Annotated in this window: 21 protein-coding genes and 1 pseudogene; 8 read left to right on the forward strand and 14 right to left on the reverse strand. The window is 62.7% G+C overall.

Annotation, left to right across the window (positions count from 1 at the left end; translation table 11 throughout):
* Positions 1 to 363: 363 nt before the first annotated feature.
* Positions 364 to 1,380 (forward strand): restriction endonuclease, encoded by a 1,017-nt coding sequence (locus AC0KS4_RS10200; RefSeq protein ID WP_238955758.1) that lies wholly within the window; start codon positions 364 to 366, stop codon positions 1,378 to 1,380.
* 288 nt (positions 1,381 to 1,668) lie between these two features.
* On the opposite strand, the gene AC0KS4_RS10205 is transcribed toward AC0KS4_RS10200, so the two are convergent.
* The 4 genes from AC0KS4_RS10205 to AC0KS4_RS10220 form a co-directional block, all read right to left on the reverse strand.
* The gene (locus AC0KS4_RS10205; protein WP_238955759.1) at positions 1,669 to 2,238 is read right to left on the reverse strand and encodes a DUF6036 family nucleotidyltransferase; all 570 of its coding nucleotides are present in this window, start codon (positions 2,236 to 2,238) and stop codon (positions 1,669 to 1,671) included.
* Positions 2,235 to 2,756, reverse strand: a complete 522-nt coding sequence (locus AC0KS4_RS10210; protein ID WP_238955760.1) for a helix-turn-helix domain-containing protein — start codon at positions 2,754 to 2,756, stop codon at positions 2,235 to 2,237. The genes AC0KS4_RS10205 and AC0KS4_RS10210 overlap by 4 nt, the downstream gene beginning before the upstream one ends.
* A 563-nt stretch (positions 2,757 to 3,319) precedes the next feature.
* The gene (locus AC0KS4_RS10215) at positions 3,320 to 4,429 is read right to left on the reverse strand and encodes an oxygenase MpaB family protein (RefSeq protein ID WP_238955762.1); all 1,110 of its coding nucleotides are present in this window, start codon (positions 4,427 to 4,429) and stop codon (positions 3,320 to 3,322) included.
* A 330-nt stretch (positions 4,430 to 4,759) separates the two neighbouring features.
* Positions 4,760 to 5,302: a hypothetical protein gene (locus AC0KS4_RS10220; RefSeq protein ID WP_425326348.1), complete on the reverse strand. Its 543-nt coding sequence runs from the start codon at positions 5,300 to 5,302 to the stop codon at positions 4,760 to 4,762.
* A gap of 170 nt (positions 5,303 to 5,472) precedes the next feature.
* Here AC0KS4_RS10220 and AC0KS4_RS10225 point away from each other — a divergent pair, with 170 nt between their 5' ends.
* Positions 5,473 to 6,297 (forward strand): DUF1906 domain-containing protein, encoded by an 825-nt coding sequence (locus AC0KS4_RS10225; RefSeq protein ID WP_238955763.1) that lies wholly within the window; start codon positions 5,473 to 5,475, stop codon positions 6,295 to 6,297.
* 385 nt (positions 6,298 to 6,682) lie between these two features.
* On the opposite strand, the gene AC0KS4_RS10230 is transcribed toward AC0KS4_RS10225, so the two are convergent.
* Complete coding sequence (locus AC0KS4_RS10230) at positions 6,683 to 7,354, reverse strand: pyridoxine/pyridoxamine 5'-phosphate oxidase (RefSeq protein WP_225330417.1); 672 nt, start codon at positions 7,352 to 7,354, stop codon at positions 6,683 to 6,685.
* 107 nt (positions 7,355 to 7,461) lie between these two features.
* The gene (locus tag AC0KS4_RS10235) at positions 7,462 to 9,183 is read right to left on the reverse strand and encodes an FAD-dependent monooxygenase (RefSeq protein WP_238955764.1); all 1,722 of its coding nucleotides are present in this window, start codon (positions 9,181 to 9,183) and stop codon (positions 7,462 to 7,464) included.
* Positions 9,184 to 9,817: 634 nt separating this feature from the next.
* Here AC0KS4_RS10235 and AC0KS4_RS10240 point away from each other — a divergent pair.
* Positions 9,818 to 10,327 carry an SRPBCC family protein gene (locus AC0KS4_RS10240; protein WP_225330407.1) on the forward strand — a complete coding sequence of 170 codons (510 nt, stop codon included), beginning with the start codon at positions 9,818 to 9,820 and terminating at the stop codon, positions 10,325 to 10,327.
* Between the two features lie 203 nt (positions 10,328 to 10,530).
* Here the strand turns inward: AC0KS4_RS10240 and AC0KS4_RS10245 are convergent.
* The 5 genes and pseudogenes from AC0KS4_RS10245 to AC0KS4_RS10265 all read right to left on the reverse strand — a co-directional run bounded on the left by AC0KS4_RS10245 (position 10,531) and on the right by AC0KS4_RS10265 (position 15,473).
* Positions 10,531 to 11,507: pseudogene (locus AC0KS4_RS10245) on the reverse strand (threonine ammonia-lyase).
* Between the two features lie 98 nt (positions 11,508 to 11,605).
* Positions 11,606 to 11,794 (reverse strand): hypothetical protein, encoded by a 189-nt coding sequence (locus AC0KS4_RS10250; protein WP_225330409.1) that lies wholly within the window; start codon positions 11,792 to 11,794, stop codon positions 11,606 to 11,608.
* Between the two features lie 141 nt (positions 11,795 to 11,935).
* Positions 11,936 to 12,853: an NAD-dependent epimerase/dehydratase family protein gene (locus AC0KS4_RS10255; protein ID WP_225330410.1), complete on the reverse strand. Its 918-nt coding sequence runs from the start codon at positions 12,851 to 12,853 to the stop codon at positions 11,936 to 11,938.
* 30 nt (positions 12,854 to 12,883) lie between these two features.
* Positions 12,884 to 14,068 (reverse strand): cytochrome P450, encoded by a 1,185-nt coding sequence (locus AC0KS4_RS10260; protein WP_225330411.1) that lies wholly within the window; start codon positions 14,066 to 14,068, stop codon positions 12,884 to 12,886.
* Positions 14,055 to 15,473, reverse strand: a complete 1,419-nt coding sequence (locus AC0KS4_RS10265) for an ABC1 kinase family protein (RefSeq protein ID WP_238955766.1) — start codon at positions 15,471 to 15,473, stop codon at positions 14,055 to 14,057. Before AC0KS4_RS10265 ends, AC0KS4_RS10260 begins: the two co-directional genes overlap by 14 nt.
* 61 nt (positions 15,474 to 15,534) lie before the next feature.
* On the opposite strand from AC0KS4_RS10265, the gene AC0KS4_RS10270 reads away from it, so the two are divergent.
* The 3 genes from AC0KS4_RS10270 to AC0KS4_RS10280 all read left to right on the forward strand — a co-directional run bounded on the left by AC0KS4_RS10270 (position 15,535) and on the right by AC0KS4_RS10280 (position 18,721).
* Entirely contained in the window at positions 15,535 to 16,131 is a 597-nt protein-coding gene (locus AC0KS4_RS10270) for a TetR/AcrR family transcriptional regulator (RefSeq protein WP_225330413.1), read from the forward strand.
* 615 nt (positions 16,132 to 16,746) lie between these two features.
* Positions 16,747 to 18,210: a flavin-containing monooxygenase gene (locus tag AC0KS4_RS10275; RefSeq protein ID WP_238955767.1), complete on the forward strand. Its 1,464-nt coding sequence runs from the start codon at positions 16,747 to 16,749 to the stop codon at positions 18,208 to 18,210.
* A 79-nt stretch (positions 18,211 to 18,289) separates the two neighbouring features.
* Complete coding sequence (locus AC0KS4_RS10280) at positions 18,290 to 18,721, forward strand: ParB N-terminal domain-containing protein (RefSeq protein ID WP_225330415.1); 432 nt, start codon at positions 18,290 to 18,292, stop codon at positions 18,719 to 18,721.
* Positions 18,722 to 18,750: 29 nt separating this feature from the next.
* Here AC0KS4_RS10280 and AC0KS4_RS10285 read toward each other — a convergent pair whose 3' ends face one another.
* Both AC0KS4_RS10285 and AC0KS4_RS10290 read right to left on the reverse strand, forming a co-directional pair.
* Positions 18,751 to 19,359 carry an LGFP repeat-containing protein gene (locus tag AC0KS4_RS10285; protein ID WP_225330418.1) on the reverse strand — a complete coding sequence of 203 codons (609 nt, stop codon included), beginning with the start codon at positions 19,357 to 19,359 and terminating at the stop codon, positions 18,751 to 18,753.
* Positions 19,360 to 19,594: 235 nt separating this feature from the next.
* On the reverse strand, positions 19,595 to 20,509 hold the full coding sequence (locus AC0KS4_RS10290) for an acetoacetate decarboxylase family protein (RefSeq protein ID WP_238955768.1): 915 nt from the start codon (positions 20,507 to 20,509) through the stop codon (positions 19,595 to 19,597).
* A gap of 309 nt (positions 20,510 to 20,818) precedes the next feature.
* On the opposite strand from AC0KS4_RS10290, the gene AC0KS4_RS10295 reads away from it, so the two are divergent.
* Both AC0KS4_RS10295 and AC0KS4_RS10300 read left to right on the forward strand, forming a co-directional pair.
* Complete coding sequence (locus tag AC0KS4_RS10295) at positions 20,819 to 21,220, forward strand: nitroreductase family deazaflavin-dependent oxidoreductase (RefSeq protein ID WP_275254295.1); 402 nt, start codon at positions 20,819 to 20,821, stop codon at positions 21,218 to 21,220.
* 36 nt (positions 21,221 to 21,256) lie between these two features.
* Positions 21,257 to 22,366, forward strand: a complete 1,110-nt coding sequence (locus AC0KS4_RS10300) for a saccharopine dehydrogenase family protein (RefSeq protein ID WP_238955770.1) — start codon at positions 21,257 to 21,259, stop codon at positions 22,364 to 22,366.
* Here the strand turns inward: AC0KS4_RS10300 and AC0KS4_RS10305 are convergent.
* Positions 22,363 to 23,052, reverse strand: a complete 690-nt coding sequence (locus AC0KS4_RS10305; RefSeq protein ID WP_238955771.1) for a type 1 glutamine amidotransferase domain-containing protein — start codon at positions 23,050 to 23,052, stop codon at positions 22,363 to 22,365. The genes AC0KS4_RS10300 and AC0KS4_RS10305 overlap by 4 nt on opposite strands.
* Positions 23,053 to 23,130: the final 78 nt, after the last annotated feature.

A 23,130-nucleotide genomic window follows, 5' to 3' on the forward strand; every position in this document is an offset into this window, starting at 1 on the left:
GCCCTGATGCCGACTGTGGGCGGTGCCAGCGGTTGCACCAGAACCACATCAGAGTGCAGCAGGTGCGGCAGCCGTTGGGGTGAGGGGTGGCGCCAAAAGTCGGCGAACTTGGCGACAAACTACCCTGCCTGGGATCGGGTGTTCATGTCGACGACAATGCCGCTGCAAGACTGCCGCGTCGACCCATCACACTGCCATCCGCTGCCAACTCGCCGACCGCGCCGCGTCTACCCCACGTCAGCGCCTGTTTGGCGAGTTGCCCCGCCGCAACGGCGTATCCGCCACCACGGCTCACCGCAATTTTCGACACCCACAGGTCGTCCACACGCTGTCGTTCGCGGTGCCTCGCGATAATGGGCAGATATGAAGTTCAAACGCCGCAACTCAGAAGCGCTCGCGGACCTGATCTGCGGCAACGTCGGCTCCGATGCCCCGGCCTTCGGCGTCGAGCCGAAGTACTTCCCCTACCGATCGAGCATGTACATCACCGAGTTTTTCCGCGACATGGACACCGATTACGAGCACGACGGTTCGACTCGACATCGGTGGGTGGCTGACGTGATCGACACCCTGCTCAACGAGCCGCACGAAGGCCCCGCACACCCGCCCGAGGTGTTCTGCCGCCTCATCGACCATCTGATGACCCCGGCCGACGCCATGAACGAAGGCGCCGATCGCCCCAACGCGTTGCGACTGCTCAACGAAGTACTGACCCGCGAGGGGTTCGAGGCGTTCTACGGCGACGACCGGCACTGCTACCTGCGCCACATCGGCTCGAACACCGTCACGGTTTTGCAGGCCAATCCGCATCGGCCACTGTCGGCCGCCGAGCACAAGCGCCGCGCCCAGCTTGAGGCGTGCCTCGACACCTGCACCGAGGACGAGCTGATCGAGGAGGTCTTGCTACCTCTGTTCCGCCAGTTGGGATTTCACCGCGTCACCGCCGTCGGACACAAAGACAAGGCACTCGAATATGGCAAGGACGTGTGGATGCGGTACGCGCTGCCGACCCAGCATCGTCTTTACTTCGGTATCCAGGCGAAGAAGGGGAAGCTCGACGCGTCGGGCGTCACCAGAACCGGCAACGCCAACATCGCCGAGATCCACAATCAGGCTTTGATGATGCTCGCGCATGAGATTTTCGACCCCGAAACCAACCGGCGTGTGCTGGTCGATCACGCCTTCATCGTCGCCGGTGGCGAGATCACCAAGGCGGCCCGCAACTGGCTTGCCAACGTGCTCGACGCTACGAAGCGCAGCCAGATCATGTTCATGGACCGAACCGACATCCTGAACCTGTACGTGGTGACCAACCTGCCGCTGCCCGCGAAGGCCCTGCCGCAAGAGGCTGACCCTTGGGGCTCCGAGCCACCCTTCTGACCGGCTTCGAACGCGAAAACGGCCAACCGTCCATCAGCATGGGTGGGGTGGCGCCGACTGTCGACGCGCGGCTGGCCGCCGTTGCACGGGGCGGAATCCTTGATCGCAGCAACAGTCTTGGCGACACGCTCGAGAGGGCCTGGTGTCGTCGCTGGCCGGGGCCCGGCCGCCTCTCCCGCGCCGCGGGCCGGGCGACTTCAGGAAGTCGTCTGGCACCGCGGATGACAGCGTCGAGATTGCGCCGACGCGTCAAGATGGCGCGGACGCCGGAAAGCGTGTTCTCACGCGCTACCTGTTGATGCGGTAGGCAAGCCACGGGCGGGCTCGTTCGACACTGGAGCTGTACTGTGCCGGCACAGTGACGAGTCGATCGTCGACCACCGCGGGTTCAACGAGATGGGCGTCAATCAACGCGTCGACGAAGTTGCGGTCCTTTTCCCGGAATGCGCAGAGCTTCGCGACGCAGAGATCTTCCTTGTCAAGGCACCAACCGATGTACTGCGGTTGGCCGCTGGGATGCGCGGTATTTTCGTTCTGTACCTTGACAAGTCGCGTCCTCCACCCATCAGGTAGTGCTGATGTTGTCAGATCTACACCGTCGATGCTAAAACCGTGTGTCTGCTGGAACGGGGACAGCTCACCGGCGATCGCCACGATCAGGTCGGCCAGCTCGATGGTGACGTTGTTGTCGTCAGTGATCGGCAGGATGTCGATCTCCAGTGACCGGGTCGCCAGGGTGGGTAGCTCGTACTCGGGGTAGGTTCCCAGGATTGCTTGGGAGCCGACCACGATTACTTCCGTGGCGCCGGTGATTTGGCACGCGGCTCGGATAGCGTGCTCAAGCTGATCACGCCTCACGGGACCAGCCGCCTTAACACATCGGTACGTTCTTGTTCCGATAGCAGCCCACCCATAGGGCTAACTTCGCGCATCTCGATCTGCTCGCGGCCAAGACCGGTAAGGACGCGGCGCAAGCCACCGACGTCCCTGTTCTCGACTAGCTCTGCCCAGCGCTCGATGTTGTCGGTATGCGGTTGTCCAGTAACCCCGAGCCGCAGCCGCCGGAGGTTTTCTTCGATCGTCGCACTCCACTGCTCGAGGGTCAGCGGTGTGAGATGACTCGCCAACTGGCGGTGCAACATCCACGACCGGCGCTCGGCACGGGTTAGCTTAACCGCGACCGCGGAGCGCGACACCTCCACGCGATATCCCATGCATGACAAGAGACGATCAAGTTGGTCGTCACTGAGATCTACTTTGCCCGAGAGGAATTGACTGATACTGGGTTGATGGACGCCACTGAAGCGCGCCAACTGAGTCTGTGTCGTACCCGTCTCCCGGATGACTTGCTGTAGTAGCTGGCCGCGATCACCCACACCCCACTATAGCACTAACTGCTATAGTGGGGTGTGGGTATTTCCACCGTCTCGCTCTGCGACTCGGCGCAATGCGCCGAGACCCATGCTGCCGCCATGGCGGCGGGCGAGGGCCCTCTCCTCACCGCCCCGCGGCGGGATCGCGAGTTCCTACCCGACGAATACGGCAGGATCGAATATGGCGGGTTACCAGTAATCGGGAGAAGGCTCCACTCTCGGACGTTGCCATCAGTGTCGGTGTCCTGCGGCATGCGTTGGCCATGACATCGACACCGTCTGACTTGGAGTTGATCCGGCTGCCCTCCCATCAATTGGTGCGGACAACTCAAAAACCCCGCAGTCGGATGGCGCGCGGACGTTGATCTCACAGGGTTGGCGGGTTGTGCCCATCGCGCAATGCCGGCCTCGGCGCGTATTGCGATGATCCCAATCAGGCTCAACGCAGCGATTGACTATCTCAAACGCACCTGTGCCGTGGTGCGGAAACCGGATCTCAAAGTGGTTAGTGGGCAATCCTCGGGCGGCCAGAGCGGCCGGGTGAAACCGACGGCCCAGCAACCTTATTAGCCCGAAGCAAGCACCCCGCTCGTCTCATCGGTTGGTGAATTTTCTGGCGCGGCGCGGCGGGCGCGACTTTCCCGGAGTGCTTGCTGTGCCGACTCCAGGGTGATGTTGCGTGGATCGACCCCTTCCCTCTCGAAGCCTTCCACCGCAATGGGCAAATAGAGAAACTTCAGCGGGACGAGACGCTCGACGACTGCGTAGAACCGCCGATACATCCGCATAAAGCGGCGCGACATCTCCTCGTCCTCGGGGGTCCACTCTAAGTTGAACAGCTCCCGCACATGGGGTGGAAAACTGTTGACAACGACTTGCCGCCGCGCCGCCACCCAGGGCCACACTGTCTTTTTCAGGACCGGAGGCCACCACCGCGGCGCCGGGCGTCGCTCGATAAATTGTTCGAGCATGACCTGAGTTACCTGTGTATTAACCAGATGATTACGCTCGATGTTGTCCAGGTACTGCTCGAAATCGTCGTAGGTATCCGGCTGAGGGCTATCGTCCACTCCCAACATGCTGTACCACTCTTTGGATTCCTCGAATATTTGCTCCTTCATGGCTCGCGGCATGGCCCCGTCGAAATACAGCTGCTCCGTTATTACGATCAATAAGTGATAGAAGAAAGTGACATGCGCAAAATAAAAGGTTTCCGCATTCAAAGCGTGATACGTGCCATCCTGCAGGGTCCCTTTGATGGCCTTGTGCATATTCCGAGTCTTCAGTCCGTATTTCATCGCTTCTTCAGGTGCGTCGTACACCGTACCGTAAATGTACTCACGAGATCTCTGACGCCGCTCTTTATATATCTTGCGGCGCGCGCCGAAGGAGCTGTCACCAGTGAAAAGTACTGAATTCGCGGTTGCTTTCGCCATCTGCGGCCATGCGCCCGCAATTGTGCCCACTACTCCGCCACCAAAAAAGGCAACATCAAGACGCCCCCAATATTTCCATATCAGAGAGCCGGCAGGGAGCGGATGCTGAAGAAGGTCGCTCCGGGACAAACTATGATCGTCCGTAAATTCCGTCACTCTAACGTCTCTCGGGACTACGAGCTCTGGATCAAATGTTGTCTGCATGATTTTCCTGAGCGCCCTGAGGCCCCGGACCGCCATGTAATACTCCTTGCGTTGCCGATACTCGTCATTTGATTAAGCTCAGTACCCGGCCGTTTACACGCCCAGCCTCGGGTAGCTGATCGACTATCAGCTAACCACCGTTATGCCGACTCTGTCTTGGGTTTCGAGGGTCTGTCGTTCCTTGGCGGGGTTTATCGCACAGCGGAGCGTTACCAGTAAGCGAAACCGCTTGATCTGCTGGTTTCCTTAGCGGGTTGAACACTCGATCTGGATGGCGCTGAGAGCGTTTCGCTCGACCGCGGCCTTCAGCCGGATCCACGCCAGCTCCGACTGAGGGCTGCCACGGTGGCGCGAAGCTGCGTCGGGCTAACCCATTGTCAAGATTGCGGCCGCGGCGAGGCCAAGCACCGTCACGAGGGCCACGAAAATCACCGTGATCGCCGCGCGCACGATCTCTTCTTCCGTGAGCCTCGGGCGCGGCTTCGATTCAACGCGAACGGTGTCTCTTGGGCAGCCATTTGCGTTCACTTTTGCGACCGCCAAAAGGAGATCGTCATGCCCGTCGGCCACGTCATTGTCGACTGGGTCGTGCGCGGCGATTGCGGTCGTCATATCAGCCCCCGGGACGCCTATAGGCGTTATTGGACGGTCGAAGCTTCGGCTTTCTCGTATATCCGAAGATACGAGCGCGAGATCACGATTGCGGTAACGATCCTTAACGGCCACAGCACAGTCGTGCTCCTGCACTGCGCGGCGAGCAGGGTGAGCCGCGGTGAAGTTGCCATCGTGACGAAAGACCTTCCCTGCTGCGGCGCGGGAGGGATATGCACCAATCCAATATGGATGTTTACCGGCCGATGCTTCGGCTATGCCCACCATCACTTCCGGCAACACCAACGCGCCGACCATGCGCATCGCCGAGCGCGCAGCGCGGGCAGTCGTCGGTTAGGTCGTTCGCCCGCATGTCCCTTCGCGGTTATAGCCGAACGATCACCACTTGGTATCTGTTTGGGAATGCAACCGCGTTTCGACTGGCGCAGCACTATCGGTAACAACAGTCACATGTTTAACCTTGCGCCGTGCGCAATTTGCCCTCTGCCGCCACCGATGTGCCATTGCGCACGGTCTCCCGGCGCGACGCACTGCGCTACGCCGCCACGTTGGCCGGTCTGGGTGCCGCATCGGTAGCCTGCGGCATGCCGACAGCGACTGCCGCCGCTCCCCCTCAGCTGATCGACTTTGCCGCACACCAGATTCCGGCGCAGCAGATCCGGGCTGCCGGCTATAGCGGGGTGGTCAACTACGTCTCGTTGTCACGTCCCGGCTCCTCGTTCGGCGCCAAGCCCATCACTCGGTCCTACGCCGACTCACTGACAGCCGCGGGTTTGGTGATTGTCAGTAACTACCAATACGGCAAGCCGGGTGGGTCGACACCGTCAGACTTCACGCGCGGCTACGCGGGCGGCGTCGCGGATGCGCGCACCGCCTGGCGTTTGCACACCGCGGCAGGCGGCGGCCAGAGTGCGCCGATTTTCTTCACCATCGACGAGGACATCAACCGCAACACCTGGATTCACACCGCGCTGCCGTGGTTTCGCGGAATCAACTCAGTTCTTGGGGTTCAGCGCACGGGGGTCTACGGAGGCGTCAGGGTCTGCCAGTGGGCCGCGGCCGATGGCGTTATCGGGTCTTCGAGCACACCTGGCCGCCGGTGGGCCTGGCAAACTCGAGCCTGGTCCGGTGATCAGGTCCACCCCGCCGCTGTTCTCTACCAGCGCGTCGTGAGCACCGCGTCCAATCCCGGGCCGAAGGTCGGCGGATTCGAAGTGGACGTCAACGACGTCCTGGCCCCCGACTGCGGCCAGTGGAATCTCCATGCGGGTCGTCCAAGCGGCGACGTGTGATAGGTGTTGCCGCCACTTCCGGCGATACCAACGCGCAGGTCATGCCTCCAGCTACATCGTTCTGAGCTCGTCGCCACCGTCGCCGGGCTGTCCGATGCTAAGGCTCGTCTGCACCTTGTGTCCTCCCTGAGCTCGGAGGAATTCGACATGTCTTGATGTCGCCGAGATCCAATGAAGTTTCGCTAGATTCTTTATCATGCTGTGCAGCAATGTATCGCGTTGCTTTCAGTCGTCTCCGCCGCGGCAGCCGACGATGTATCGGATACTCGAAGTCATTCGAGATTGCAACCGGTTTCGTTCTCGCGCAACGCGTGTATCCTCGCGCAGTCTGATTTATTAGATGAATGGAGTGCGCAGCCGAAACTCAGGCGAGCCACGCCCGCCGTCAAGGCCATAGCTGCGTTCGTTCCCATCTGTCGTCAACTCGGTAGTAGGCCAGGCGGCGATGCCGGCGATCGGGCGAGCCTTCCCAGAACTCCACCTCATCCGGGAACACCGCGTAGGACATCCATTCGTCCGGAACGAGATCGGGCTCATCACTCAAACGGCGATAGGCCTTCTCGATCTCGGTATCGAGCTCGGACATATCGGGCAGCGGCTGACTTTGACGCAAAGTCAAGGCCAGCGCACGCGAACCGACCGGCCGGGCCCGAAAGTCCTCTGCGCTTGCGGCGGCCCCATCACTGATGACAGCACCGACAACACGAACCTGCCGAACCAACGCGGGCCAGTAAAACGTCAGCGCCGCGGCGGGATGAGCGTCGAGGTCGCGGCCCTTTTGACTCACCGAACTCATTGCGAAATGCCAACCGGCATCATCGACTGCCTTCAAGATGAGCACCCGTGCTCGCGGCATCCCCTGCGAGTCGACCGTTGAGATCGTCATCGCGTGCGGCTCCGCAACACCAGCGTCGACCGCTTGCTGCAGCCATGTCACAAAGAGCGGAATCGGGTGCGCGGGAGCCTTGTGGGTTTCGAAACTGGAGCCTGTTCCTGACAGGACTGGTAGAGCTCGCAAGTAAGAACGGCCACCGTCGTCCTCGGACCATAGATTCAATGGCGCAGCTATGTCATTGTTCACTGTTTGACCGTATCCCCGACCGCGCCAGATAACTGACTCAGATTTCGTGGCCATCTTGATCAGTGGGTCCCGGGCCTAGGGTTCTACCTATGCCCGATCGCACTGTCGGACTGACCGCCGCCGCTCGGCATGCGCAAGCGTTCCTCTGCCCGGCGATCCAGGATCTGTCTGATGGCTTGAATGAGTGGGACACCCTCGCAGTGTCCGGTTGGGTTGCGCCAGGCGACATATCCGTCGGGACGCACGAGGACCGCCCCGTCGCGGCCGATTCTGTAGAGGTCGAAGAACGTGTTGGTGTGGTCGACCAATCCCGGATCGCCGATCGCGTAGCTAGCTATGGGCACCCCGAGCTCTCGAGCAGCAACCGTGGCTGCTTTCCGCCAGATTGCCCCGCCAGGACCGGTAAGCACCGTGAACCCGGCGCCGAGTAGATCGAGCGTCGAGACCGGTGCAGATTCGTTGCCCAGCCAGGCATGCGGCGCGCGGCAGCCCGGCGTCGCGCAGGGCGCGTAGTCGCTATAGCTGTCGTCGACGTCGGGAGGATTTGTGCCGTCGACGATGACGGCGGCCGAGCGATACACCGTGCCGAACTCAACGCCGAAATGATTGCCGAAGCGTCGGCTCTCCCGCTCGGCCTCCTCGGCAGTGAGGTCACTGCTCGCGGGATAGTAGTAAGCCGCGGCAAGCCGCGCGAGATCACGGTGATTTTGCAAACACTGGTGGATCGTGGTGATCGTGGGTGGGCGACGTTCGTCCTCGTAGGTCTTGAGTAACGACCACCCGGCCAGGCCACGGATGCATAAGGCCAGCTTCCACATGGCGTTGTGCATGCCTTGCAGTCCGGTATTGACTCCCAGTCCTCCGGTGGGCGGGAATTGGTGGGCGGCATCGCCGCACAACACCACGCGGCCGGCGACCAGACGATCAGCGACGGTTGCGTTCATCTGCCACAGCCCAACGCCTTTCACCTCGACGACGAGGTGGGGAACCCCGACCGCGCCGCGGACCCACCGCCGCACTCGCTCGGCGTCCCAGAGCTCGCGCACCCACTGGTCCGGCGATACGCCGATCTGGCATAGCCAGCGGCCGTGCCCGTCGAGTGGTTGCAGCAGGCCGGCGGCATCAGGGTTGGCGACGAAAAACAATACGCCCCGGCGTTCTCCGACATGGCGTTCGATATCGGCACAGAAGTAGCCGTTGACGAAGTGATGGATGCCCTGCTCGCCGTTCAAGGCGATGCCAAGTTGGCGACGTATCGTGCTGTCGACACCATCGGCGGCAACAAGCGCTTCCCCGGCCAGAGTGTAGGTGTCTCCCGTGGCGTTGACGCGGACTGCCACGGCCGCTTCGGTGTCGTGGTCGCTGGACCCGGATAGCACGTCGGTGACCTGGTGACCGAACCGAAGGTCGACGATTCCCGTGGCCTCCGCTGCGTCACGCAGGACGGGTTCGGTCAGGTCCTGCGAGGACATGATCGGGAGTGCCGGGCTGATCGTCGGCCCGGGGCCTTCGAAACCTCCCGTCTCGATCTGACCCACCTGCCGACCGACAATCGTGTCCAGATACCTCATCGGGCTCTTCCAGCCGGGCGGGATATCGATGCCGCGCAGCCGTTGATACACCGCGCTTCCCCACCCTCGGGCGATCTCCATCGTCCGCGCATTTAGGTTGCGGGCCTTGGGATGCCACGATGTTGAATCATGACGCTCGACAACAACGCTGGGAACATCGAACCTGGCGAGTTCCAGGGCAGCGGCCAGCCCGATTGGGCCTCCCCCGACGATGATCACCGGTTTGTACGACATGGTTGAGTTCACATCGTTGTGCGAAGTCATGAACGGCTTAGGTGTTGGCTGGGGCGGTGGAGCCGGCGCCGCGCTGGCTGGTGATGACGAGGTTGTGGCGGTCGACCGTCAGGCGAAAGCACCCGCGCGGCAAGCAAACCCGCTATCCCCGCGCCCAACACAACCGCGTGCTCACCACGCTCACTCACCCACGGCCCCTTCCGACTCAGCATCGGCGCGGCATCACGACCACGAAACGAGCCGAGTGATCACCGCCCACGCCACCGCTTCGCAAGTCCATGGCGAGTGAGCGTACACGAATATTAAGAATAATAAGAGTACTCTCAAGTAACAGTAAGGCATGTTGGGGGGCGATAGTCCCGACCGTCCCTCGCCTGGCCGGAATCGGCTGGTGGCAATTACGAATCACGGCGAGACTGCAGCTCGTGACGCAAGTCCGCCACGGTACTACGGTGGCTAGTAACTCGGCGGCTCTCATACGAAGGGTTAAGCGATGACTGGCCATCCACCCAAGCGTCCGACCGAGCCAGATCAGACCCCCTACCCTCCGCTGGCCGGTCCGAATCGGCTTTGTAGCGAATGGACCTGACCGTTGTCACGCCGAACCGGGCGGGAGGCCCGCGATTCTCGGCCCATGCGGGGGTCAGCGACCGTCCGAATCAGTGCCCCGCCCTCGGCTGTATGGAACCTGGTCAGCGACGTTACGCAGATCGGACGATTCAGCCCAGAGACCATCGCGGCCGAATGGCTCAACGGCGCAACAGGCCCCAGTCCCGGCGTGAAGTTCCGGGGTCGGGTCAAACGCAACGGAAAAGGACCCACCTACTGGACGTCCTGCATGATCACCGAGTGTGAACCCAATCGAGTATTCGCCTTCACGGTGCGCTCACGGCCAATGGGACTTCCGATCGCACCCAAGAACACCGTCTGCCTGACATGGCGCTACACATTCGAACCCGCGAACAGCGATGGAACGGTGGTCACCGAGCGGTTCGAACTCGAGGACATCCCCGCGATGCGTCTGTACTGGCGGATGGTGGGCTGGCTGCGCGGACCTCGAATGATCAACGACATGAAGCGCACACTGCTCGCACTGAAAAATACCGCCGAGAGCCTAGGCGCCGTACCCAGACCTGCGGAGTAGGTACCGTCAACAAATTGGCGAAGCACACTTGCCCTCCACATCATGCGCCGCATGCCTGCTGCAGTCTCGACGTTTGGTCAGTGCCCCTCGCTCCGCTGCATTCCGCTCAGCCAGAATTGCCTGTCGCAGTGAAGGTTTCGATCAATCGCACCTGGAGCAACAGGCCGCCGAGCTTCGATTGGCATGGGTATCAGCGGCGGCCATCAAGGCCTGCGGATGACGGCCGCATCGACCCAGCGATGATACGCGTCTACGTCGACGTTGCTGCCGCACACGATGGTGACTACGTGGCGGCCAGCGAAGCGGTCACGGTCTTCGAGGATGGCCGCGATGCCGAGCGCGGCCGACGGTTCGACCACGAGGCCAGCGTCCTCCAGAAGTACCCGCATACCCGCGATGATCGATGCTTCCTGGACCAGGACAGCGTCGTCACCGACCAGGAGGAGGTCGTCGAGGACCTCCGGAATTGGACACCGGCCGGCGACAGCGTCTGCGATGGTGTCAGTCGACTCGGTGGTGACAACGCGCCGCTGAGCCACGAACGTGTCATCGCCGGTGCGCCGGCCGGCTGAACACAGATCACCTCGACGTCGGGCGCGAGGGTCTTCATCACATGCCCGACACCGGTAGCCAGCGCTCCGCCCCCGAGAGCGATAAGCACAGCGTCGAACGACGAAACGGCCTCCGCCAGTTCCAGGCCAATGGTCGCCGCGCCCTCACAGGTTTCGATGTCCGAGCTGTCATCGAGCAGCCCGATGCCTTCATGCCGCGCGATGGCTGCCGCCCGGGTCCGTGCCATCTCGTTATCGCCGTCCACCAACTCCAATCTCGCGCCCAGCGCGCGGATGTGATCGAGCTTGACCGCAGGTGCAAACCGGGATGCCACGACTGTGACCTCGAGACCCCTGGCGCGACCAGACCAAGCCAGGGCTTGTCCGAGGTTGCCCGCGCTGCCACACACCACGGCGGGCGAGCCTTTGTAGGCAAGCCGGCTCGCGACTACCTCGGTCCCGCGAGCCTTGAAGCTACGGACCGGGTTCGCCGTTTCGAGCTTGATGCTCACGGTGCAGCCGAGGTGTTCCAGCGCCTCGCAGCGGTACAGCGGCGTGTCGAGAAAAATCGGGTCGATCACCCGACGAGCCGCCCGGATGCGGGCGGTGTCGAGGCGCGTCTGCTGCATAACGCAGCAGCGTAGCGACGTCGGGCCCGAGTTCGGCCGACAGTCGCTCTCGTGCGATTGGACCGCGAGCGTGTCGCCAACGCGGTCACGAACGAACGTCACCCCAATTGCCGCTTAAGTCCGCCGGTGGTCAAGCCGGTGGCCTTTTCGCCGATATCTTGATCCATGGCGGCGACATCAGGATTCCCCTCGGCCTGCCTCTCGCGCCCGACCTCGAAGAATAGGTGGGGCTTGCGCTGGATTTCGTGACCGGGCCATGGCCGTTTGGCTTCGTACCCCTGGGCCACTGGGTTTTGCCTAACGCGTTCGAGTGGTTGGCGTATACGCATTCGTTTGATGAATCGATGAATGGAATTGCACTGTTGCGTAGCACGTTACGACCTGTTGCGCTATCGGAAGATCGCCTAGTCCGCTGCCGTAGACCGGCGTCACTGTTGGCTCCTTCCCCCGGCCATGGCTCGGTAGCCCTCCCACACACTGGGGTACCGGGGCTTCCATGCGGTGGCGGTCTGGAATCGGGCGTTGCTGACTCGCAGTGAGCGGGTTAGCGATGTGGTGCGCTGACCGAGCAGCGACGCGGCGCGGCCCGGAGCACGAAGCCACGTGTTGGTTCCAACGGCGGCGGCCATGGCGTTGCTGTTGTCGCGTGCGGTGACAGGTTGGTCGTCAACCACGCTGTAGGTACCGGAAGGCACTTCGAGTGCGGCGACGACGGCGCTGGCAGCGTCGGCGACATGGATCGATGAAATGTAGCTGTCAGGGCGGCCGGCCTGGAATCCGATGTGGCGGCGTGCGAGTGCCATTATTTGCTCGCTGTGGGCGGCGCCGAGCCCGTAGAAGATGCCGAAACGAAGGGTCAGAGCCACTCCCCCGCCATCGATAAATCGTTGCGCACTGGCTTCGGCGGCGTGATTTCCGGCCGCGGCGGGAAAGCGGTCAGTGGGCCAGTCCTCGTCAATCCAGCGGTCGCCCCCGTCGCGGTAGATCATCACGATCGACTCTTGGATGAGCCGCGCGATGCCGACTTTCAACGCGGCGTCGACGACGTTGGCTGATCCCTCGGCACGAACGCGGTGGTTGGCGGTCCAGGCCGACGTGAGGATCATCCGGTGTGCCGGTGGCAGCGCTGACGCGAGGTTGACCACCGCGTCGTGGCCCGCGAACGCGGCGGTGAGACCTTCACAGTCGAATAGGGACACCGAGACTGGTTGAGCCCCTTGGCTCCTAAGCGTTGCGGCCTTGCCGGGTGTGCGGGCCAATGCTGACACCGTGTGTCCCGCGGCGACCAGTGCAGGCGCCGCGTAGCTGCCGATAGCGCCGGTTCCGCCGGTAAGGAAGATGCGCATCGCCCACTCACCCTTGTTTCTGGTCGCGCCCTACCTGCTGGTGAAGATCAGGGGCACGCTCAGCGGGCCGCGGATGGCTGCCGTGTCCCGCCAATGCACCGATCCGGCCAGAACAGGCTGGCGTTCAAGGGTTTTGGGTATCGCGGTACGGAGTTCGAGTTGCGCGACGGCAGCACCTAGGCAGTAGTGCGCCCCGTAACCGAACGACAGCGGCGCGGACCCGTGTCGGTCGAGCCGGAACTGGTCGGGTTGGTCGAACACCGCGGGATCGCGGTTTGCGGCCGCGACTACGACAAGCACGGTGTCACCGGCCGCGATCTGGGTGCCGGCGATTGTGTGGTCGGTGGTAGCGGTACGCACCGTGGACTGCACCGGCCCGTGCAGCCGAAGTAGCTCGGTCACCAGTGCGGGGTCGGCGGGGTCGATGCGGTCGAGGACGCGGCTGCCATCGTCGGCTGCGGTGAGTAGCGTAACGATGCCGGCGCCAAGCATATTGGCTGTGGTTTCGTGTCCGGCGACGGCGATGAGTATCGCGGTCGCGGCGACCTCTTCGAGTGAGATGTCGGGGTCGGCGGCGATGAAGCTGAGTAGATCGTCACCAGAGTGGGTGCGCCGGTCGGCGGCCATGGGAAGGAACTCGGCCACCAGCGCGGCGCCGGCCGCCGCGCCAGCGGCGATCTCGTCTGCATCGGCGAGAGCGCCAAGCATGCGGATGATCACCGGCGACAGTTCCCGCAGCAGACGGGCGGTGGCGGGCTGCAGATTCAGCCAGCTGCAAATAACTGCGATCGGTAGCGGCAGCGCGATCTCTGCCATGAAATCAAACGGCACAGCGACTTCGGGCTCGCCGATCAGAGCGGCGGTGATCGCCTCGACACCTGCGCCCAGATTGGCAACGAATGATCGGGTAAACACGTCACGCACCGCGGTGCGTAGCCGCGTGTGCCGGGTTCCGTCGGCGAACAACATGGACCCGGCGAAGAAGTCCGCGCTAAGCGGATCAATCGCAGCTCGAGCCAGTGGGTTGGCGACTGGATCACTAGTCCAGCCGGATCCGCCGAGGACTTCGCGCGCGGCCTCATAGCTCAGTGCCAGCCACGCTTGGGCGGTGTCATCCCACACCACCTCCCCGTCGGCGCGGCGCGCCTCGTAGAAGGGATAGGGATCGGCGGCATCCCAGGGCAGCCGGATGCTGGCGACGTCAGCGCTGGTCATGGTTGTCCACTCCCAACGGCAGGCCCCGCTGGTTGACCCAGGTGAGGTGTTGGCGGCCTAACTCGGTAACCGGCGGTGCGACGCCATCCATATCGTCGAGCAGGCCCCGGTTGTAGATGCAGGCGCGCAGCGCGGAGAACACGGCGTTCATAGACAGGTTGATCCGCGAGAAGAACACCAGGTCGGGTGGGATCGACATCTGGCGCATGGGGTGATCGGGGGCGCGAACATCAAGCAGAAATTGGATGGCACGCGCCGAGGCGTGTTCGGTGTAGGTCGCCGGCTGGCTGTCCATGGTTTCGTAGAGGATGCCCTGCCACCACTGATAGGTGTCATCGGCGGTCAGCGCGGAATCGGCGGTAAAGAATCCGCTGTCGATCATGATGTCGCGAAGGTCGTCCTTGCGCCCGTCGACGGCGGCGCGCACGACTGTGACGATGCGTTGGCGTTGTGGCTCGGTCAGGCGTTTGATGCATCCGAAGTCGACGAACCCGACGGTGCCATCGGCGCCGAAGCGGTAATTGCCCGGGTGCGGATCGGCGTGGAATAGGTTGGCGTGCCGATAGGAGCCGAAGACGAACCGCGCGATGACTTCGGCCCAGCGGTTTTTCAGCTCTTGGTCGGCGTGTTGGGCTGCAGCCCAGTCCATTCCGTCCAGGTACGTCATTGTCAACACCTGATCCGAAGACGCCTCAGACACAAGTTCCGGTACCCGGATGAAGGGATGCCCGCGGTACAGGTCGGCGAAAGCGGTGATGTTGGCGGCTTCGCGCCGGTAGTCGACTTCTTCGGAGATGCGGTCGGCAATTTCGGCTGAGGCGCCGTCGATGTCGGGCATCGCCGCCCCGAATGCGCCGGCAGTGAGCCGAAACAGGGTGGTCAAGAGTTCGGTGTTGGCCAGGTCGTCGTGAATCGCTTGTGCGACACCGGGATATTGGATCTTGACGGCGACCTGGCGACCGTCCAGCAGCACACCGCGATGGACCTGGCCGATGGAGGCCGCGGCCATGGGTTGGGCGGTGAAGTCAGCGAACACCGCGTCCACCGGGCGGCCCAGCTGAGCCTGCAGGATCTCCAGCGCCAGCGCGGGATCCATGGGCGGCGCGTCAGCCTGCAGCCGTGTCAGCGCCTGTTGATATGGGGACAATTCACCAGCTCCCAGCGCACCGGTGTCGACCATCGAGATCATCTGACCGGCTTTCATCAGCACGCCTTTGGAGTGACCGAGCAGCTCGACGTAGCGCTCGGCGGTGCGCTCGTGGAATCGTTGCACCGCTCCGGCGTCGCCGGCTTTTTCCCGTAGCCCGGCCAGCATGCGCCCACCGGCGGCGCGGGCAGTGAAGCCGGCCATCGGCATGGTGCGGCGCACCCGGCCGCGGGGAATCTGCGCTCCGATCTCGGTCATCGCGCCCCCTCCCTAGCAGGACTTGATATAGCGCTTGATTACCAAATATAATCGGATGATTATGAGCGGGTCAAGGGTCGATCTCCCGACCAAAGAGCGTTTAATCACCGAGGCGATGCGTCTCTTCGGCCAGCAGGGCTATCGTGCGACCAGCGTCAAGCAGATCGAGCAAGCGGCCGGACTGGTGCCAGGGTGTGGAGGGCTCTACAACCACTTCAAGTCCAAGCAGGAGTTGCTAACTGCGGTGATCGACCGCCAGCTCGACCGGCGTCGCGCCATGCACGACATCAGCGCGCTGTTCGCGGGTCGCGGCGACCTGCGCACCGAATTGTCGTTGCTGTGCCGGTATTTGATGAGCGTGGTCGACCAAGAAAGCGAGTTCCTGCAAGTCGTTGCCCGTACCCCGGCCGGCGAATCACAACGGCTCGCCGACGCCTACGCTGCGCTGATCGACGGCCTATACAGCGCACTCGGCGACTGGATCAAAACTTGCGCCCCGGACCTCTCCGAGGTCGGGCAGATCGCCGCAGTCGGTGTCGACGCCTTGGTCGGCAGACGCACCTCCCGAATCATGTTCGACTCCAACCACTTCGACACAACCGACGAGCAATATGTCACCGAGTGGACCGAGATGATCGCCGGCCGGATCGAACAGTAATTGGCCGGCAGGTGTGCGGGCGGCGATTTGTCCCGTACACAGATGTTCGGCCGTGCCGGCGGCCTCGCACCCGCCAACTGCTGAACTATGCCGCGCTCTACATGATGCGGCGAAATCCGTGTCGCAGACATGCATGCGGACTGGCTCTTCCTCCATAAACCTCGGGCGATTCGTGATTCGTATCGAAGGAATACGGGGGCCACGAACATGGCGGGTAATCGACCTTAAGTGGTTCCTCCCCAGTCGGGAAAGCGGTGAAATAACCATGTAAGCACGGGCCGATCGCGCCAACGCAGCGCCGATCGCTGCCTTAAGTCGTTGCAGTACAAGGCAATCCATAGTTGTCGAGACCAGGCCGTTATTGCATCAGTTGGACACGCTCGACGGTGCCGACATCGACTGCAAAATGCCTTGAAGGATTAGGTCCGCGGCTGGCAGAAGGGCGGGTGCGACTGGCGATCTTGTTGGTACAGCATGGTCCCGATCTGGCTCGGTCCCATCGAGAAATAGTGGATCGCCATGTCTATCCACAACGTCCGCCCGTTGGGATGATGAGGGGCGATTGGTTCGGCAGCGGGTTTACATGCTGATGAGCGCACTCGGAGGAGCAGCGACATGACCAAGCCAGGTCGCCACAGAGATCCTTACATCGTGATCGTGGGTGCCGGTATGGCCGGCATTGCTGTCGCGCACACCTTGCTGGAGGCAGGCTTCACGAACTTCACAATTCTGGAAAAGGGCTCGGACGTCGGTGGTGTGTGGCACTGGAACCGATATCCTGGCCTGAGGTGCGACATCCCTTCCCACGCATATCAATTCGCGTTCGCACCCAAACCGGATTGGACGCATTTTTGGGCCACCGGTGAGGAAATTCAGCGCTACCACCGCGACTTGGTCGAACACCTGGGGCTCGGCCGGCATTTGAGATTGTGCTGCGAAGTCAACGCGGCGGTGTTTGTCGACAACCGATGGCGGGTCTCCACCAAGAGTGGCGAGGAACTCGACGCCGACTTCCTCGTGGCCGCCACCGGCGTGCTGCACCACCCAGTGATCCCCGATATCGACGGCATCGACTCGTTTACTGGACCCATCGTGCACACCGCTTGCTGGACAGGGGCCGACACCGCGGGCAAGCGTGTGGCGGTGATCGGCATGGGATCGACTGGGGTTCAGATCTTTGCCGCGTTGCAATCCGATGCTGGGCATATCACGCATTTTGTGCGCACACCACAGTGGGTGATGTGGGCGCCGATGGGACTGCGCCAACCACGACTCGTGAGCTGGCTGCTGCGAGTCCTTCCGGGGCTCAGATGGACGGTGGGATGGGCGCAGCGCATCGGTTCCGATCTGTTTGCCGACGTGCTCATCCGACCAACATGGCGCCGGCGCTTGGCCCAGGGCTATGCACGGTTGTGTTTGCGAATCCTGGTGCCAGATAAAGACCTACGGTCAAGACTCACTCCAGAGTATGAACCGTTCTGCAAACGGCAGGTGCTCTCCAATAACTACTACCGAGCAATCGCGAAGCCGAATGCGAGTCTGGTCACCCAACCCATCGGCGCGATTACCCCGACCGGCATACGGACCGCCGACGGCGTCCACCACGAAGTGGACGCGATTGTGCTCGCCACCGGCTTTCAGGCCCACAACTACATGCGTCCGATCGATCTGCGTGGCCGCGGTGGACTGTCCATCGATGAAGCATGGGCGAAGGGTCCTCGGGCCTGGGCAATGACAGCGATCCCGGGATTCCCCAACTTCTTCACCGTGCTGGGCCCTAACTCGGCGACCGGGGTGATGTCCATGCAATTCGTCGCCGAACTGACGGCCCAGTACGTGACCGGATGGCTGCGTCGTTTCCGAGACGGCGAGATCAGGACCGTCGAGATCACAGATGAAGCCACCGATCGCTTCGCCGCCGACGTCGCCAAAGCGATGGGTCCGACGGTATGGAACACCGGCTGCAACTCGTGGTACTTCGTCGGCGATAACCACATTGACCTGTGGCCATTCGATCGCAAGCGGCTCACTGAGATGCTGGGCCGCCCCCACGACGAGGACTACATCCTCACCGTATGAGCGCCCGCTTCGCCTCCGGCACGGACAGTCGGAACCTGCGAAGCCCTTCGGTGGGGATGTTGTGCCGAAGATCCGTGGGTTGTGGTGGGACGATGGCGCGGTGGTTCGGCCCTTTCCACTGCGAGATCAGGTTCCGGATGTGCTGCGTGGTGTAATCCCGGACATTCATTGGGACATGGGCAAGTTGCACGAATTGCCTGGCCTGGTCGAGGTGAAAGTACCTGTCGGAGAACTTGCGTGGCACCTGCGCTTACCGTTCTGGTCGCATGGTGGAATTCCTTTTCGGGTGTGTCCGCAAGATGTACTCGATGACCCGGATCGGTATCGCGAGCAATGGGCGCGGACCCTCGCCTGCGATCTGAGATTTCCGCTGCACGCACGAGTGAATCATGTGGACAGAGTAGTCATATTGGACGGTATCCACCGTCTGCTGAAAGCAACGCTCTTGGGCCAGGACAGCGTGCAAGTTCGCGTGGTCACCGACGAAGATCTTGCGGTCATCTCGGTGTAGCGCCCGCGTGCCACCTCGCCTGATTCGGGCTACAGCCCGGATGGTACGACGTTGCCGTTGACCGTCACTTCGACCCGGCCGGTCTTCGGGTTGTACTCGATTTTGCCGTGCTCGAAATTCGACACGAGCAGATCGCCGACGGTGTTCACGTCGCTGGTCGGAAAGCCCAGCGCACCCGCCGACCCGTTAGTGCCCGTGACCGCAGGCACGCCGTTCGGGTCGCGTGGCACATTCCAGGCCTCCCGGATCTTGCCTGTGGTGATGAACGCGGGTGTACCGGGCTCGTCGTTCTTGGCGGTGATCACGCCGCCCTGGAACTGCTGGAATACCAAGCCGCTCTCCCGCTTTCCCGCGTTGCGGTCACCCGTGAGCGGCTTGCCGAGAGCCTGCTTCTGATCCTGCGTTGCCGACGAGTACTTGGCAGCGATCGGGCCGGTCAGAGTTACCTCAACGTTGCCCTCCCCGAGGACTTTCACCTCAGTGGGTGGCGCCGGGGGTTTAGACGTGGAGGTGGCGCTCGCCCCGGCCGAAGGCGGCGCCGACGCGTCGACGCTCTTGCCATTGCTGCAGCCCACAGCAATCAGTGCGACGGCGGCCAGGCCGGCGACTGCCGCGTGGCGGTATGCGATCGTTCTCATGGCTTCCTCTCGCGTCTTCCTAAGGCAGGCGGTCGCGGTCTTCGTGGCTCCGACCGAACTTACGCCGCGGGCATAGACGGCGAGCCAGAGGACCGGGGTAAGGATCACCGGTGCGATGAAATCCACCGTGGCCATCGGCGGGCAAATTCCATGGCATGTCGACCACGCAGTCGCCGGTTACAGCCAGCGTGAATGCCGGGCACGCGCGTCTCGCGTGATGCCAAAGTCCCAGCTTTTAGCCGAATGCTTCCAGGGGCCGCGGCAGGTTCAGCACCAGTTGCGCATCTTTGGTGACCTCTAGACGCAGGATTGTGGAGGCGCCAAGCCCGTCGAGAAGATCGCTCAGCGGGCCGCCGTGTCGGGTGAGTGTGACGTCACGCGGGAAGCTGCGTTGCGCGAACGACAGCGTGTTCGATTGCACCGAGGTTTGGCGCCATTGCCCGTCGACCAAATGAACCATGGTGTTGGTGCCGAGCCGGGACTGTGATGGGAAATCGGTGAACTCTGGTAGCGGCGCCTGCAGGCTCACATCCGGTTTGCCTGTGGGGCCAGCGATTCCGGCCCGCACGGCATCGCTGATGTCGACACTGATGTCGGTGCGCCACTTCGGCAGCTGGTAGCCTTCGACGCCGCGGACCCGGGCAATCTCGGTGGTGACTGGTAGCGCCAGGACGTGAGCGTAGAACTTCCTGCGCCGCATGGTGTTCAGCAGTTCGAGCTCGGGAAGCAGGCCGGACAGCAGACCCCGTTCACCGGGCTTTCGGATGACGACCGCGACGGACACTTCGTCATATGGATCGTTGTCGCAGACCGCATACGAGAAGAAAGTCAGGGCCGCGACTCCATAACCGGGGACCGCCCGCAATGGCTCGAGAGGCTCTGGAAGCATCGCCGCCAGACGGTCGAACGGAGCGAGCATGTTCGCCTGAACGATGGTCGCGCGGTAGTAGAAGTTCGGCGCCCAAATCGGTCCGATCCGCGAGTCGACCTGGACCTTCGGGATCCGTCGGAACCAGTCGATGTTTCCGGCGGCGGGGTCTTGTGCCACCTCGTCGAGGTCGGGATTCGAGCGATATCGGTCGTAGTACCCACCCTTCGGCACCTCGACGGTCTGTCCAGCGAATTCGACCTCGGTGAGTTGCGTTGCCATTGTCGTTGACCTCGTCCTTGTATGGGTCGGTAGCCGTTCGGTGGGTATCGACCCCCAACGCTAAGACTATGTACGTCCCAGGCAGATCCACAGGTGATGAATGGCCAACAAGTTGTGACTAGTGGCCATGAAGATGCCGTTCGAAAAAGATCTCGGCAAGAATCGGATCCGACCCAACCACATTGTCCGTCGGTCTGCGTGCGAAGTGGCCGCCCAGAACTGGATAGAGCCTTTATTCACAGCAACATCATTCGAGACAGGAACTTTATGGTGAGCAGTTACGCCCTGAAAGACACCGGAGCCAGGCTGATGAACCGCATGCACCGGTTGATCCTCACGGTTAGCGGGAACAGGCTGTTGGCCAAGCCGTTTGGGATGCCGGTGGTCGAGCTCCATACGACTGGGCGCAAGTCTGGGCTGCCCCGGTCCTGCTACCTGACGACGCCCATTCACGATTTGGATCGGGTTGTCCTCGTCGCGTCGAAGGGTGGCGACGACCGCAACCCCGACTGGTACCGGAATCTTCAGGCGCATCCCGACACCGAGCTGGTGATCGATGGTACCCGCCGAAAGATTCACGCCCGCACCGCAACCGCGCAAGAGAGGGCCGAGTTGTGGCCGAAGATTGTTGCGGCGTACAAGGGGTATGCGGATTACCAAACGCGGACCAGTCGTGAGATACCCGTGGTGATCTGCGAGCTGCGGAGCTGACGACGTTGTGAACTCGCGGACCGAAAGGGCCAATTCATGACCAACCGGATCGTCGTCTTCGGGGCCACCGGGTACACCGGTGGACTGGTGATCGACGCCCTCGTGCGGCGCGGGATTCGGCCAGTGTTGGCCGGACGGGGAACCGAACGTCTGGCCAGACTGGCCGAAGGATTCGGCGGACTGGAATACCGGGTTGCCGATGTCAGCGACCCCGCCAGTGTCCGCGCCCTGGTCGACGCGGGCGACGTCCTGGTCACGACCGTCGGTCCATTCGAACAGTTCGGCCACCCCGTCGCGCAGGCGGCGGTCGATGCCGGCGCCCACTACGTGGATTCCACCGGTGAGGTCGGCTTCGTTCGTACGCTGCGGGAGCGTCACGACGCTCGGGCCCGCGAGGCGGGAGCCGTGATCGCACCGGCGTTCGGCTATGACTACGTTCCGGGCGTGCTTGCCGGTGCGCTCGCCGCACGAGCCGGCGGTTCGGCGGTCCGCGCGATCGAGGTCGGCTATTTTGCCATCGGCTCGCTGCGCAACGGGCTGAGCCAGGGCACCCGGAAGACCATGGCCGAGGGGCTGATCCTGCCCGCGCCGGTGTGGCGGCACGGGCAGCTCGTCGACGAAACCACCGCGCGCCAGGTCCGCGAATTCCCGGTGCGCACGACGCGCAAGAAGGCGTTTCTGGTCTCGGGCACCGAGGTGCTCTTCCTGCCTTCGCAGCTGCCCCGACTTGACTCGGTGACGGTCTACAACGGCTGGTTTCCACAGCTGAGCCGCGCGATCCAACTTGTGTCGACGCTGGCGAACACCACCGCGAGACTTCCCTACGGCCGCAACCTTGTCGAAGCGCTGGCGGCGCGCACGGTCGGCGACAGCGGCGGTCCCGATACGGCCGAGCGGGCCCGCACGCTCAGTCACGTCGTCGCGGTGGCACGCGCCGCGTCGGGTGAGGCCGTCGCGGAGGTTCACCTGGAAGGACCCAGCCCCTACTCGTTGACCGGTGAGCTGATGGCCTGGGCTGCACACCAACTCGCCTCCGGGGCCGGTATCACACCCGGGGTTGTTGGTCCGGTTGACGCCTTCGGTCTCGACGAACTCGTCACCGGTTGTGCCGGCGCCGGTCTGGTGCAGGTCCGACTTGCCGGTTAGCCGCCCAGCACCGAGACGACCTTCTTGGCCGTAGCCTTGGCCGATCCCGGATTCTGGCCCGTGACCAGCCGCCCGTCGACGACGACGTGCGGGGCAAAGGGAATCAGCCCCTTGTTGTAAAGGGCGCCGCGCTTCTTGATTTCCGCCTCGGCGTTGTAGGGCACCAGCTTGTTGACCCGGGCCAGGACCTCCTCCGACCAGGCGAACCCGGTGAGCTTGCGCCCGGCAACCAAGAGGGATCCGTCCGACAGCCCGGTGTTGAGTAGGCCGCAGTAGCCGTGGCAGACCGAGGACACGACTCCCCCGCGCTCGAAGATCTCGCGCGTGATGCGTTGCAGGCCTTCGCTGTCCGGGAAGTCGTACATGACCGCGTGACCGCCGGTGAAGTAGATCGCGTCATAATTCGTCGAGTCGATCTCATCGGGTGAGGCGGTGCTGGCCAGCAGCGCCATCTTCGTATCGTCGGCCTTCCACGCCTTGGCGCTCTTGCCGAAACTGGGGAACTTCAACGAACGCGGCTCCAGCGGTGAAGTGCCGCCTTTCGGGCTGGCGATGGTCTGTTGGTAACCCGCTTCGGCGAAGATCTCGTAGGCGTGCGTCAGCTCGGAAAGCCACAGCCCGGTCGGCTCGGCGGGGTCGTCGTAATGGGCGACGTTGGAGACGACGTTGAGAATGCTCTTGGTCATCCTCCCAGGATTCCACCGAAAGTCCTGGGCGCCACCGAGCTGGCCACTTCTCACAACTAGTTGGCCATCCATCACCTG

The organism is Mycobacterium sp. NTMscope_MAC_12, from assembly GCF_976985675.1.

Bases quoted from the DNA above. Each gene is read 5' to 3' on its own strand.
- AC0KS4_RS10200 (WP_238955758.1), top strand. From the start codon at position 364: ATGAAGTTCAAACGCCGCAACTCAGAAGCGCTCGCGGACCTGATCTGC.
- AC0KS4_RS10215 (WP_238955762.1), bottom strand. From the start codon at position 4,429: ATGGCGGTCCGGGGCCTCAGGGCGCTCAGGAAAATCATGCAGACAACA.
- AC0KS4_RS10220 (WP_425326348.1), bottom strand. From the start codon at position 5,302: ATGGTCGGCGCGTTGGTGTTGCCGGAAGTGATGGTGGGCATAGCCGAA.
- AC0KS4_RS10235 (WP_238955764.1), bottom strand. From the start codon at position 9,183: ATGTCGTACAAACCGGTGATCATCGTCGGGGGAGGCCCAATCGGGCTG.
- AC0KS4_RS10240 (WP_225330407.1), top strand. From the start codon at position 9,818: ATGCGGGGGTCAGCGACCGTCCGAATCAGTGCCCCGCCCTCGGCTGTA.
- AC0KS4_RS10255 (WP_225330410.1), bottom strand. From the start codon at position 12,853: ATGCGCATCTTCCTTACCGGCGGAACCGGCGCTATCGGCAGCTACGCG.
- AC0KS4_RS10260 (WP_225330411.1), bottom strand. From the start codon at position 14,068: ATGACCAGCGCTGACGTCGCCAGCATCCGGCTGCCCTGGGATGCCGCC.
- AC0KS4_RS10265 (WP_238955766.1), bottom strand. From the start codon at position 15,473: ATGACCGAGATCGGAGCGCAGATTCCCCGCGGCCGGGTGCGCCGCACC.
- AC0KS4_RS10270 (WP_225330413.1), top strand. From the start codon at position 15,535: ATGAGCGGGTCAAGGGTCGATCTCCCGACCAAAGAGCGTTTAATCACC.
- AC0KS4_RS10275 (WP_238955767.1), top strand. From the start codon at position 16,747: ATGACCAAGCCAGGTCGCCACAGAGATCCTTACATCGTGATCGTGGGT.
- AC0KS4_RS10285 (WP_225330418.1), bottom strand. From the start codon at position 19,359: ATGAGAACGATCGCATACCGCCACGCGGCAGTCGCCGGCCTGGCCGCC.
- AC0KS4_RS10290 (WP_238955768.1), bottom strand. From the start codon at position 20,509: ATGGCAACGCAACTCACCGAGGTCGAATTCGCTGGACAGACCGTCGAG.
- AC0KS4_RS10295 (WP_275254295.1), top strand. From the start codon at position 20,819: ATGAACCGCATGCACCGGTTGATCCTCACGGTTAGCGGGAACAGGCTG.
- AC0KS4_RS10300 (WP_238955770.1), top strand. From the start codon at position 21,257: ATGACCAACCGGATCGTCGTCTTCGGGGCCACCGGGTACACCGGTGGA.
- AC0KS4_RS10305 (WP_238955771.1), bottom strand. From the start codon at position 23,052: ATGACCAAGAGCATTCTCAACGTCGTCTCCAACGTCGCCCATTACGAC.